This is a genomic window from Patescibacteria group bacterium, from assembly GCA_028716665.1.
Lineage (GTDB): Bacteria > Patescibacteriota > Patescibacteriia > UBA2591 > JAQUPP01 > JAQUPP01.
Genome location: JAQUPP010000001.1, coordinates 436302 through 448488, shown reverse-complemented (window position 1 = coordinate 448488; position 12187 = coordinate 436302). Strand labels below are relative to the sequence as shown.

Genomic DNA, 12187 nt, shown 5'->3' with positions numbered 1-12187 from the left:
CTTAAAATAATCCTCTGCACTTCTTTCTATTTTTCTTCTGTGTTATAATTAATTCACTAACTGCCTTAAATTTTGCTTCGATATGTTTAAGAAAAATGAAATAAAATTACTTTTTCCGTTTTACGCCCATTCTCTGATTTTCAATTTATCTAAAGTCATAATGCCGTTTTATGTCTTGTATTTTTTGCATATCGGATTTAATTTTTTCCAAATCGCGTTAATAAGCAGTATCCGAAGCGTTGTTACGCTTATTTTTGAAATACCAACCGGAGTTATAGCCGACAAGTATGGACGAAAAAATAGCGTAATCCTGGGATATTTGTTAACCGCTATTTCTTTAGCGCTTATCCCTGTTTGGGATAAATTTTATATTGTGGCGATAATTTTTGCTTTTGACGCGCTCTTTGAAACACTTGTTAGTGGCGCTGATCGCGCTTGGGCAGTGGATCTCATGGAAAACACGGACAAGTCATTGGTTGATAAATATTTTTTAAAAACCAGAATGTTCAGAAATATCGGGATGGTCGCAGCTCCGTTAATTGGCGGCTATATCGTCGCGACCTCAAATATGAGAAATCTTTGGTTCGTTTTTGCCGCCGGAATTTTTGTTTCAACCTTAATTCTCTTTTTTGGAAAAGAAATAAGAAAACATGAGCAAGATAAACCAATTGCGCAAAAAAAATTCTGTAATATTTTTCAAGATTCAAAAACAGCCATAAAAACCGCCCTAAGCCACAAAATCATCATCTTGTTATTTTCAGGAATATTTGTTTTCTTTTTTGTTGATGAAATCACCTCTTTAATTTGGACGCCTCATCTTGAAAAAATAGGTTTAAGCCTTCCAATGATCGGCTATCTTTTTTCAATAATCGCGGGACTTGGAATAATTTTGCCTCTTGTCGCGGAATTTTTTCTTAAGAAAAAAAGTAAATTATTTATTTTATTTTTCTTGGCGCTCGGCTATGCAATTTTATTATTCGCGGCCGCAAAAACAAGTTTAATATTATTTACCGTTATATTATTCACTTTATTCAGTTCAATAGACGAAATATTTTTACCACTTGAAGAAGCCCTGACGAACGAATTTGTTAAAAGCGAAAATCGAGCTGCGATTTTATCAATCAAATCAATGTTTGAATCTCTTGCGTCAATAATCGGCGCGCCTGTTGCCGGTTTTATGCTTGGTTTTATAACGGCAAGGCAAGGTTTTCTGCTTGCCGGATTTTTAATTTTAGCCCTACCGTTAATTTATTTTTCGGTAAGATATAAAAGAAAAAAATTAGAAATAAAAATGGGGTAGGTTTTTGCCAATAACAAAAATTAAAAATTGAGGGGTTATTTAACCCCTCAATTTATTTTTATATTCCTTTAATTTTTCGACAATTTTATCAGCCGGATAAAATTTATTTCTCTTTAAACCCAACAATTGAGTCACATTTGAATCATCCGGTGGCTGGTAAGAAGAATATTCTAATAAAAAATTTTGATACCAGCAAACTCTCCAACCATCAATACAATCCGCATTCCTGTTAAAATTTACCCTTTCTTTACAATTTCGACAAATATCATCTATTTCCCAAATAATCTGAATGTAAACACCCTTCTTTTTAGCCATCTCTAAAATCTTAAGAGTCTCTTCAATATGTTTCTTGCCGAACTCTTTAAGAGTTTTAATTGTTTCAACTGCAGTTTTGGGATGGCGAATAAAAAAATCCAACAGTCTTAAATGAGTTCCTCTCAAGCGAATACCATTTCGAGCCATTGCTAAAGCATTTATAATTTCAGCAGCTGGATAAATTTTATCCATTTCTAATCCATAACGTCCAACTATTCGTCTATCCTCCGCGCTTCCCGCATAACAACAACTGCATTCCTTTGTTCTTTTTCTCTTGCATTTCTGACAGATATCATCTATTCCGTCGATGAGCTTAACCCTTGTTTGTCCTCGAAGAATTTCCTTTAGAACTTGAATTATTCTTTCGGCCAACACTATTCTTTGCTGTTTAAAACCATAATCTTTTTCAGATATAATGGCGTTTTTGATCATGCCTGCTCCGATTTTAGGTCGCTTAAATAAAGTCATTAAAAGATCTAAATGATGACCCCGTAAACGAATAATTTCTTTATTCTTTTTCGGCATCTTACCTCCTTGTTTGTTAATAAACAAGCTTTTTAAACGAACTCTAATTGTCTTTAAAATAGCATATTTTTGCCAAAATGTCAACCCCTAATGGTAAATTATGAAAGTGGGCCAAGAGTAAAAAAACTGGCGGGAAGATATTTATCTAACCGCCAGTATATTTATTTTACTAAGTTGTCGCCGCATTCAGGTGAAGAATTCTTTTTGAGATTATCTCGTAACTTATAATGCCGAATACTCCTCCCAAAAGTCCTCCAAAAATAATGAACATTATTTTGCTTCCAAATGGCATTGGCATGGAAATAAAATAAAAATAACTGATAAGTCCGCCAAGTGTTCCGTCAATTGCGCAAAGCACCCTCTTGTTTGAATGAATCAACCGAAAGAGATGCCAGGCAAAACGGCCCAAGAAACAAAGTATTGTCCAAACTATTTTAAGACAAAATTTGCATGGTGTCCAAATAAAAAATCCAGCACCTAATACCATCCAACGCAGAACGTTTAAATAAGTCAGCGGTTTTTGTTTAAGTTTGTATCTCCATATATCCGGATTATTCGCTTCCTTTAAATATGCATCTTCCCCTTTTGATATCCAATAACATTTATCAACAAATCTTGCGCCCCAAAAAGAAAAAAGGAATGGCGCGCCAAAAACAGCCAACGCCTGTATCGAAAAATACGTAATTAAAGCTCGCATATAGTGTGATATGTTCGGATATGTATCTGCGATAATCCAATCATAAGGAATAAGATAAAGACCGAATATCACAGCCAAAATTATATTGAGATAAGCAAATGGGTGGTTCTTAGAAAACCACTCTTTTGTTCTGACAATTTCACTTTGATAAATTTTACGGCTTTCTTTTGTGGCAATCCTCAAAGCAACTGGTGCTGCTTTGCAAACTCCGCGAAACTCATAACTGAGATAACCGCCGGCAAATCCCGCCAGAAGACCCAACCACCAATACATTGGTGCGGCAAATAACGCAACTGCGCAGCAAAGCGCTCCGCCGATAAAACAAGCAAGAGCAATTTTCCTCGTTTCCATATGAAACCCCCTTCCCTTTTAGGGACAACTTTATTTATGCGGCAATTTTACCGCATATATTTAAAGAACTATTTCTAAAATATTGCTATTATTTAAGCATATTTTTCGTGTTTTGTCAACCCCCTCACCTATAACGCTGATGAAAATAATTAATATCTGTATTTTTTAATTTTTACATAATAAAATAAATTTTAATAAAGACGGACTTATTATTAATAAATATCAACGTTTTGGTGAGGGGGTCAAGAGAAAAAAAATAGGGGTTAAATATTTTTTATTTAACCCCTATAAACTTAAATTTCTAAAATACAATTGCCCTTTTTATTGATTGTTAGGGTCTGATCTTTTGTATTGACAAATCGGACACTCTCTCCAATTCCCGCTACGTTAATATACGCAACGTACCAGATATCCCTGAAAAGAATATCTATGTCTGATTTATCAGAATCATTGTGATCTAATGCCTTTTTGACTCTAAAAAAACCAACTTTATCCGGAAACAATCTTACTTCTATTTTATTTCCATCGGCTTCAAATTTTACTCGTGCTCCTCCTTCCCAAGAACTATTTGGTATTTGTAGCCATTTTTCGGGTTTAGCTCCGAAAAATTCAGTGACATCTATTATTGTTTCTAAAAGCGAATATGGCCTCTTAACTCCTTTTCCCATTTTTCACCCCCTTTTTTTTAATTATTTATATTATAGCATTTTTTCAGAAAATGTCAAGAGTAAAAAAATTATGATTTGTCAATTAAAAAAGGGGCGGTTTTTAAACACCCCTTAATTTATATTCAATACGTTTTATAACTTCCAATCGGTGAAATTACAGAAAATCCTTGTTTACACAGACCGTCTGTAATTATATTGCTCCATTTTTGGTCAAGAATCCGAGTTCCTTTGTGAGGACGAAATTCCTGATCATTAAAATCGGGACTGGCTTTAAACTTCTCTATGATTAAACCGATTTTCGTTGCAAATACTTTCTGCGAAATTTTTTTCTGATGGCAAAGTATGACTTGACTTCGAATACTATCGTCATCAGTATTGCAAAAATTGATTGTATAGATATTTTGACCCTCCATTTCCCCCTCCTTTCTTTTTTTTAATTCCAAACCTAATCGCTCAGAATTATTAACATCATAGCGCAAAAATCACTTTTTGTCAAGAGATAATAAAAACCGAGCACTAGACTCGATTTTTTGTCGGACAATTAAATTTTATTTTATCTAATAAATACAATCTTAAAATCTCGATTTAATGCTTTGGCAACTTCTTGAAGCATGCTGATGGTTAAATTCTGTTGGCCGGTTTCCATTCTGGCAATATTGCTTTGCTTTGTCCCTATTTTTTTCGCTAACTCAGCCTGGGATATTCCTCTTTGTTTGCGCAATTGCAAAATTTGATAAGCAATTTCTAATTGTTTACCATATTCATCATAGTATTTTTTAAATTTGCGATTTTTTAATTGTTCGGCGAGATATTCTTGAAAATCTACCGCCTTTTGTGATTTTTTAATTTTATTCATATATTTCTTCATTATTTAAAACATCATTATAATTTTCTTCTGCCATTTTTATTTCTGATTGAGGAGTTTTGGCTGTTGTCTTTAAAAAAGCATGAAGCAAAATTATGGTCTTTTTTATAAATGTAAAGTAAAAAATTCTATGCCTTTGACGAGCGAAATCAACCCGCAATTCTCTAATTTTACTTTTAATGTGTTTAGAATAAGGTTCATCTAAAACCCCTTGATGTTCTCGCAAGAATTCAATATATTTAAAAACCTTTGTCCTTTCTTTTTCTGATAAATTATCAATATATTCTAACACTGGACTATCTCCGGTTCGACTATCTTTATAGAATTTAACTTTATATTCACTATTATTAGTATATATCATATATGATATGTGTCAATATTATATATTGTGGATAACTTTTTATTTATTAAAACTTATTAAGTATTAATTATAACAAATATATAAATTAAATCAAATAAAAAAACGAGTACAAGGCTCGTTAAAAATATAAATAATTTCTTAAATTTTTACCAAAGGTTTGAGATTTTCTACAAGAATTAAGATGGTTTGCGGATCAAGTCTTGGCGGTTGTTGGGTAATCAATTGAAGTAAAAATGCTTTTTGCACGACAAAAACATTGTCAACCGGATTGAAGCCAAAGCGCATTTTGGCTAAACGGTGAGAAAAAACCAGAGCAGCATTAACAAAAATATCTTTGCCGATTTTAAATTTAAGATAATCATGAAGTTGCATAGCGCCGGAAAAAGCTTGTTTTAAAATATTTTTTTCTTTAAAAATCCAATTATTAAGAGTTAATTCATCGTTATGATAACCAACAAATCCTATATGACTTTTAACTTCAAGGGCAAAAATACCGGTCGGGCCGATTAAAACAAAATCTATATTCCCTCTACTCTCAGGAAATTGAACGTCTTGAAAAATAGTGTATTCATTGGGCAATTTTTTAAGCTCATCCAAAACATCTTTTTCGCCCCATCGTCCGCGATAAAATTGATTAGAAATATGATTATGCTTAAGGGAAAAATCATCCAACTTATTGCCTAGATTTACTAAAATTATAAGCGGCACAGTCATTAGAATCAAACCAATAATTCCTCCCGTTTTAATTAAGACCGGATTAATTATTAACCCAAAACGTATAAACAAAATACCTACAATAATAATAACTATTGAAGGTATTATAACGCCATAACCCCACCCATGAATAAAATCTTTTTTAATTAAATATTTACTTTTTTGTCCAAAAACTTTTGCCATAGATATTTTATTTTAAGAATAAAATTAAAAAATGGAGATGGAAACGATAATTTCTGGTTTTTTAAAATTTTAATATATTCTTTACAACCATTAAATAATGGTTCAATAACTTTATCAATTGATAAACCAAAATCATTCTTTGATAATTTTAAATATTCTCCTATTTTTTTAATAATTTTTTGATATTTTTTGTCAAAATTACTTTCCGTAGTATGACAAAATATATTCCTTAATTGTCTTATAAAATTAATATCCTGCCAATTATTAATTTTGTGATCTATCTTCTGTCTATTAGAACAAATTTGATAGCAATCTAATATAGAACATAAACGAACAATAAAATTTTCATTTATCCAATTTGAAATTTTATTATTTTCTTTTTTGTCTTCTTGTGTTATTGGATTATCATAACAAATAGAAAATTTATTTCTATTAGAATAATATTCTCCTGGTTCTATACATTTTAATCCTATAACATTATCCTCCCTATAAGAATGATGAGATTTACATCTTTTATACATCTCCCATAATTCATCCATTTCTTTTTCAATTACATTAAAATCTATTTGATTATTTCCCTTCATATTTTTTATTAATTAACTCAAAATTTTAATGTCTAAACTTTTTGAGTTTAGACATTAAAATTTTTTAGATATTAGGATTTAGGTTTTTCTTCCGTATATTCCCCTTCAATCGGTCCTTCATCCTTCTTTTTTTCTTCTGTCGGACCGGCTTCTGGTTGAGCACCCGGGGCTTGTGGTGAGCCTGCTTGCTCTGAGCCTGTCGAAGAGGCCGAACCATCTTGTGGTGAGCCTGCTTGCTCTGAGCCTGTCGAAGAGGTCGAACCATACATCGCCGCGCCGATTTTTTGAACCGTGTCGCCCAAATCTTGAATCGCTTTTTTAATCACTTCAATATCATTCGCGTCTTTGACTTTTTTCAATTCAGCAACCTTGTCTTCAACTTGCTTTTTGACATCAGCCGGAATTTTATCGCCGCCGTCTTTTAAACTTTTTTCGCAAGTATAAATTAAAGTGTCGGATTGATTTCTCAATTCGATTATTTCTTTTTTATTTCTGTCTTCAGCGGCAAATTGCTCGGCTGCTTTTTTCATTTTTTCAATTTCTTCTTTGGAAAGCGCGGAAGTATCTTTAATGGTAATATGCTGAGATTTTGAAGTGGCCTTATCTTTTGCCGTGACGGTTAAAATACCGTTTGCGTCCAAATCAAAACCGACTTCAACTTGAGGAATGCCTCTTGGAGACGGCGGAATGCCGTCCAAAATAAATCTACCTAAAGTCCGGTTGTCGCCGGCCATCGGTCTTTCTCCCTGCAAAACATGAATTTCCACTGAAGTTTGATTGTCAGCTGCAGTAGAAAAAACCTGAGATTTTGAAGTTGGAATAGTCGCATTGCGGTCAATAATCGGCGTCATTACTCCGCCTAAAGTTTCAATGCCTAAAGTAAGCGGCGTGACGTCCAATAATAGAACGTCTTTGACTTCTGTTTCGCCGGCTAAAATCGCGCCTTGAATTGCCGCGCCCATGGCCACGCATTCCATCGGGTCAACGCCTCGAGCGATTTTCGGGCCGAAAATATTTTCAATAAATTTCTGGACAATCGGCATTCTGGTCGGACCGCCGACTAAAATAACTTTTTCAATATTAGCGGGGGTAAGTTTGGCGTCTGAAATCGCCTGTTCAATTGAAACACGACAGCGATCAACAATCGGTTTAACCAATTCTTCCAATTTCGCCCGGGTGATTTTCATCAATAAATGTTTCGGTCCTTCGTTGGTGGCGGTAATAAACGGCAAATTAATTTCCGTTTCCAGAGCTGAAGACAATTCAATTTTCGCTTTTTCAGCCGCTTCCTTGACTCTCTGGGTTACCATTTTGTCAGCTTTCAAATCAACGCCTTGCTCTTTTTTAAATTCATCAATTATATAATTTATCAAAGATTCATCCATATCCGTGCCGCCGAGTTTGGTGTCGCCGGAAGTGGAACGAACTTCAAAAACGCCTTGGCCGAAATTCATAATCGTCACATCCAATGTTCCGCCGCCGAGATCAAAAACCAAAACTTGCTGATCTTTTTCCTGAACTTTATCCAAACCGTAAGCCAAACTGGCCGCGGTCGGTTCATTAACCAAACGGACGATTTCAAGTCCGGCAATCGCTCCGGCATCTTTGGTTGCTTGTCTTTGCGCGTCATTAAAATAAGCCGGCACGGTCACAACCGCTTTTTCCACTTTATCGCCCAAATACATTTCCGCGTCTTTTTTTATTTTTTGCAAAATAAAAGCGGAAATTTGCTGAGGCGTGTATTCTTTGCCGAAAATATTATATTTGAAGTCAGTGCCCATTTTTCTTTTTGCGGCCAAAATTGTGCCTTCCGGATTAGCCACTGCTTGACGACGAGCCGGTTCACCGACTAAAAGTTCGCCTTCTTTTGTGAAAGCGACGTATGACGGAAAAGCTTTTCCGCCAACTAAAGTTGTCCCTTCGGCTGAGGGAATTATTTTTGATTTGCCCGCTTCCATGTAAGAAGCAGCTGAGTTAGATGTTCCTAAGTCAATTCCTATAATTTTTGACATATATTTATTATTTACAAATTAATTATTAAATTTACTTAATTATTACTTTCGCCGGTCTGATAACTCGGCCGTGCATCACGTATCCGCTTTGAATTTCTTCAACAATTTCATTCTCTTCCCCTTGTTTGCCAATTGCTTCGTGAAACATGGGGTCGAATTTTTCTCCCAAAGTTTTTATTTTTTCAACGCCCTGCGCTTTTAAAAAACTTTCAAATTGGTCTTTGATTTTTAAAACGCCATTTGCCCACTCGCCTTGTGGTGAGCTTGCTTGCCCTGAGCTTGTCGAAGAAGTCGAACCATCTCGTGGTGAGCTTGTCAAACCACTGTTTTCTATTTCCGTTAAATTTTTTACCGAGTGATCAAAGCTGTCCATAATCGGCAAAAAATTCAAAATTAATTCCAAATTGGCGAATTTTATCCATTCAATTTTTTCTTTATCAATTTCTTTTTCGCGATTAAGATAATCGGCCTTGGTTCTTTTCCAGCCGTTTAAATATTCTTCCGCTTGTTGCTTCATTAATTCGATTTCTTCTTGCAATTTTTTTATTTCTTCATCTGACATACCAGGTAGTAGAACTTTGATTATTTATTATTATAAAAATATTCTTTAAGCATGCGCTTTAATAATCTGGCTCCTTGAGAAGTTTTGAGATATTTCTCTCGACGTTGCGCATCGTCTTTATTAAGATAGGCTTCATAGTGAATAAGTTTCCATGGGATATTTGCTTTGGTAGAAAAATTTAATTTACGATTATGTTCTTGTAATCTTTTCTTTAAATCTAAAGTATAACCCACATAAAGGCCATTATTTTTTATACTTTGTAAAACATAGACATAATAAAACATAATCGTTATCAAAGTTTCACTACCTGGCATAATAAAATTTTTAATTTCTAAACTTTGTCCAATATCTCTTTGGCATATTCTATTAAAGCGATATTTCTGTTGTAATCCATTCTCATCGGTCCCAAAAGACCCAATACTACGCCCCTTTTTTGATTTGGTGTATGATATTTGATTAAAATTGTTCCGCAAAAATCACCAAACGGGTTGCTTCGTCCCAAAAAAACGCGGTGATTGCTTTCTATTTCGTCAAAAATTTTGGCAACGGTTTGATCCAAATGATCTATAATTTGCGAAACATTATAAACAACTTCCATTTGATTGAATTCTGGTTGGCTAAACAAGGAAGAAAGGCCGGTGTAATAAAAATTATCTTTATCAAAAGCCAAAATAACCAATCCGTTGGTCAACTCCGCTATTTTCTCGCCGATTCTCTTGGCTGAAATTTCCAAAGACTGATTTTCTTTTCTGGCGCTGTTTAATTTTCTTTTTTCAATTTGGCTGACTTCTTCTTGCTGTAAAAAATTTTTAATATAATAATGATAGGCCTTCTCAGTGGGAATACGGCCGGCCGAAGTATGCGGCTGGATTAAAAAATTTTCTTTGGTTAATTCCATCATCTCATTGCGAATAGTAGCCGGACTTATTTTTCCGCCCGAGGCGGATCGGCCTTGGGCCGACAATCTATATTTATCAGCCAATGACTCTGAACTAACCGGCTCCGCGGTTTTAATATATTGAGAGACAATGGTTTTAAGCAATTGATTTTGCCTTTGAGTTAACATACCAGGTAGTAGAAATTTGATATTTATTAAATTTTATATTTATTTTTAAAATATAAATTTATTTCTTTAAAAAGCCAGCTTGTAAAAATCTTGTCTTTATTGATTATTAACCAAATTTTCACTACCTGGCATACAAAAAAATATTGTAGACTAAAAATTAGCACTCGTCAAGTCCGAGTGCTAATAATCTGTGGAAAACTTTTTCAAATAAATCCCAATTATCTTTTTACCAAATCATTGGCAATTTGATAAATATCCCCTGCGCCCATGACAAGGATTACGTCACCTGGCTTTATGTTCTTTAATATTAGTTGTTTAACTTCTACTAAATTTTTAGCATATAAAACATTTTTAGAATTTGGAATTTGGAATTTGGAATTTGGAATTTTTTCATATCTGGCGCGGATTGCTTTAACCAAATCTTTTGAACTGACATCTTGATCTTTTTCTTCTTCTCGACCCGCTACATCGTAAATTTCCGAAATGATTGTCAGGTCAGCGCCTTTAAAACACTTGATAAACTCCTTAAATAATTTTTTAGTCCGATTGTGATGATGAGGCTGAAATATTGCCACGATTCTTTTTCCTGGGTAAAATTCTTTAGCCGCTTGAATAGTGCCGGAAACAGCAGTCGGATGATGAGCATAATCGGAAATAATAATCGCTTTTTTATATTCCCCTATTTTCTCAAATCTTCGCCAAATCCCGTAGAAATTTTCTACGGATTTTTTAATTATTTCGGGTTTAACGCCCAATGCCAAAGCGCCGGCTGTTGCCGCCAAAACATTATAAACATTAAAAATTCCCGGAACTTTCAACCGGAAATTGTAAGTTTTACCCTTAAAACATAAATCAAAAATTTGCTCGCCGTGTTTGGTAATAATATTTTTCGCCATTACTTCGGCGTGATTTTTAATGCCAAAAGTTATGGTCTTGTTTTTTGATTTAAGCTTGGTCAAATTAACATCGTCAACGTTTAAAATTATAACTCCGTCTTTGGGCAATTTTTTAATATATGTTTTAAAAGTTCTAATTAAATGATCGATGTCTTTATAATAATCAGTATGATCCAATTCCAAATTATTCAAAACAATCATTTTGGGCGATAAATTCAACATATGCGCCCGCCATTCGCAAGCTTCCACCACAAACACAGACTGACACTGACCTGACACTGACTTACGCTGACTGTCCGTGTTGGTCCGCGTTGAGTCCGTATTAGTCCGTGATATGCGTAAATTTCCATTCCATTGAGGCACCTTACTTCCGACAATCACTAACGGATCCAATTTGGCTTGTTCCAAAATCAAACCCAAAATCGCCGTAGTGGTTGATTTGCCATGCGTGCCGCTGACAGCAATAGTGAATTTTTCTTTGCTTAATTCTCCTAAAAATTCCGGATAAGAAAATTCGGGAATGGATAATTTTTTCGCTTTTATTCTTTCCGGATTATTTTTTTCCACGGCCGGCGAATAAATAACCAAATCAATATCAGCTGACAAATTTTCCGCTTTATGGCCTTGATAAAATTTAACTCCCATTTTTTCCAGTTTCTTGATTATTTCGGAAGAATTCAAATCAGAGCCAAAAACTTTTTTGCCCTGTTGAATCATCATTTTTGCCAGAGCGCTTACCCCGATTCCACCCAAGCCGATAAAATGTATTTTTTTCCCGCCTAAATTTTTTATTGACATAAATAACGTTTAAGTGATTTTTTAATATAATTTCTACCCCACCCAGATTTAAAAAATCTTTCTCGTTCTTTGGCATCTCCTGAATGAAGATATGCTTCATAATAAACCAAAGTAAATGGCGCTCTTGATTTAGTAGATGTAGACATTTTATTATTGTGTTCTTCTAGTCTTCTTCTTAAATCTTTTGTAAAGCCAATATAAAATTTACTATCTTTTAAACTGCGCAAAATGTATACGTAATAAAAAATTTGGGCGGGCATGATTAATATTCTACACTTTTTTTATAAATA

15 protein-coding genes are annotated in these 12187 nt (G+C 34.2%); 1 reads left to right on the top strand and 14 read right to left on the bottom strand.

What is annotated here, in order from left to right; all coding sequences use genetic code 11:
- The first annotated feature begins 82 nt into the window (after positions 1-82).
- Positions 83-1300, top strand: coding sequence for an MFS transporter (locus PHF10_02270; protein ID MDD5534554.1), 1218 nt, complete (start codon positions 83-85; stop codon positions 1298-1300).
- 39 nt (positions 1301-1339) lie between these two features.
- On the opposite strand, the gene PHF10_02265 is transcribed toward PHF10_02270, so the two are convergent.
- From PHF10_02265 to PHF10_02200, 14 genes are all read right to left on the bottom strand, one after another.
- Positions 1340-2140 (bottom strand): DUF1284 domain-containing protein, encoded by an 801-nt coding sequence (locus PHF10_02265; protein ID MDD5534553.1) that lies wholly within the window; start codon positions 2138-2140, stop codon positions 1340-1342.
- 169 nt (positions 2141-2309) lie between these two features.
- Positions 2310-3188: a hypothetical protein gene (locus PHF10_02260; protein MDD5534552.1), complete on the bottom strand. Its 879-nt coding sequence runs from the start codon at positions 3186-3188 to the stop codon at positions 2310-2312.
- Between the two features lie 293 nt (positions 3189-3481).
- The gene (locus PHF10_02255) at positions 3482-3856 is read right to left on the bottom strand and encodes a hypothetical protein (GenBank protein ID MDD5534551.1); all 375 of its coding nucleotides are present in this window, start codon (positions 3854-3856) and stop codon (positions 3482-3484) included.
- A 122-nt stretch (positions 3857-3978) separates the two neighbouring features.
- On the bottom strand, positions 3979-4335 hold the full coding sequence (locus tag PHF10_02250; protein MDD5534550.1) for a hypothetical protein: 357 nt from the start codon (positions 4333-4335) through the stop codon (positions 3979-3981).
- 74 nt (positions 4336-4409) lie between these two features.
- Positions 4410-4712, bottom strand: coding sequence for a helix-turn-helix transcriptional regulator (locus tag PHF10_02245; GenBank protein MDD5534549.1), 303 nt, complete (start codon positions 4710-4712; stop codon positions 4410-4412).
- The gene (locus tag PHF10_02240; GenBank protein MDD5534548.1) at positions 4705-5082 is read right to left on the bottom strand and encodes a type II toxin-antitoxin system RelE/ParE family toxin; all 378 of its coding nucleotides are present in this window, start codon (positions 5080-5082) and stop codon (positions 4705-4707) included. The genes PHF10_02245 and PHF10_02240 overlap by 8 nt, the downstream gene beginning before the upstream one ends.
- Before the next feature lie 138 nt (positions 5083-5220).
- Positions 5221-5979, bottom strand: a complete 759-nt coding sequence (locus PHF10_02235; GenBank protein ID MDD5534547.1) for a nuclease-related domain-containing protein — start codon at positions 5977-5979, stop codon at positions 5221-5223.
- Complete coding sequence (locus tag PHF10_02230; GenBank protein ID MDD5534546.1) at positions 5943-6563, bottom strand: hypothetical protein; 621 nt, start codon at positions 6561-6563, stop codon at positions 5943-5945. Before PHF10_02230 ends, PHF10_02235 begins: the two co-directional genes overlap by 37 nt.
- Positions 6564-6634: 71 nt before the next feature.
- On the bottom strand, positions 6635-8575 hold the full coding sequence (gene dnaK / locus PHF10_02225) for a molecular chaperone DnaK (protein MDD5534545.1): 1941 nt from the start codon (positions 8573-8575) through the stop codon (positions 6635-6637).
- Between the two features lie 31 nt (positions 8576-8606).
- Positions 8607-9137, bottom strand: coding sequence for a nucleotide exchange factor GrpE (locus tag PHF10_02220; protein MDD5534544.1), 531 nt, complete (start codon positions 9135-9137; stop codon positions 8607-8609).
- Positions 9138-9157: 20 nt separating this feature from the next.
- The gene (locus tag PHF10_02215) at positions 9158-9451 is read right to left on the bottom strand and encodes a GIY-YIG nuclease family protein (GenBank protein ID MDD5534543.1); all 294 of its coding nucleotides are present in this window, start codon (positions 9449-9451) and stop codon (positions 9158-9160) included.
- A gap of 17 nt (positions 9452-9468) precedes the next feature.
- Positions 9469-10203, bottom strand: a complete 735-nt coding sequence (locus tag PHF10_02210; GenBank protein MDD5534542.1) for a hypothetical protein — start codon at positions 10201-10203, stop codon at positions 9469-9471.
- A gap of 218 nt (positions 10204-10421) precedes the next feature.
- Positions 10422-11897 carry a UDP-N-acetylmuramate--L-alanine ligase gene (locus PHF10_02205; GenBank protein ID MDD5534541.1) on the bottom strand — a complete coding sequence of 492 codons (1476 nt, stop codon included), beginning with the start codon at positions 11895-11897 and terminating at the stop codon, positions 10422-10424.
- A complete protein-coding gene (locus PHF10_02200; GenBank protein ID MDD5534540.1) occupies positions 11888-12157 on the bottom strand; it encodes a GIY-YIG nuclease family protein in 270 nt (89 codons plus the stop codon). Before PHF10_02200 ends, PHF10_02205 begins: the two co-directional genes overlap by 10 nt.
- Positions 12158-12187 lie beyond the last annotated feature (30 nt).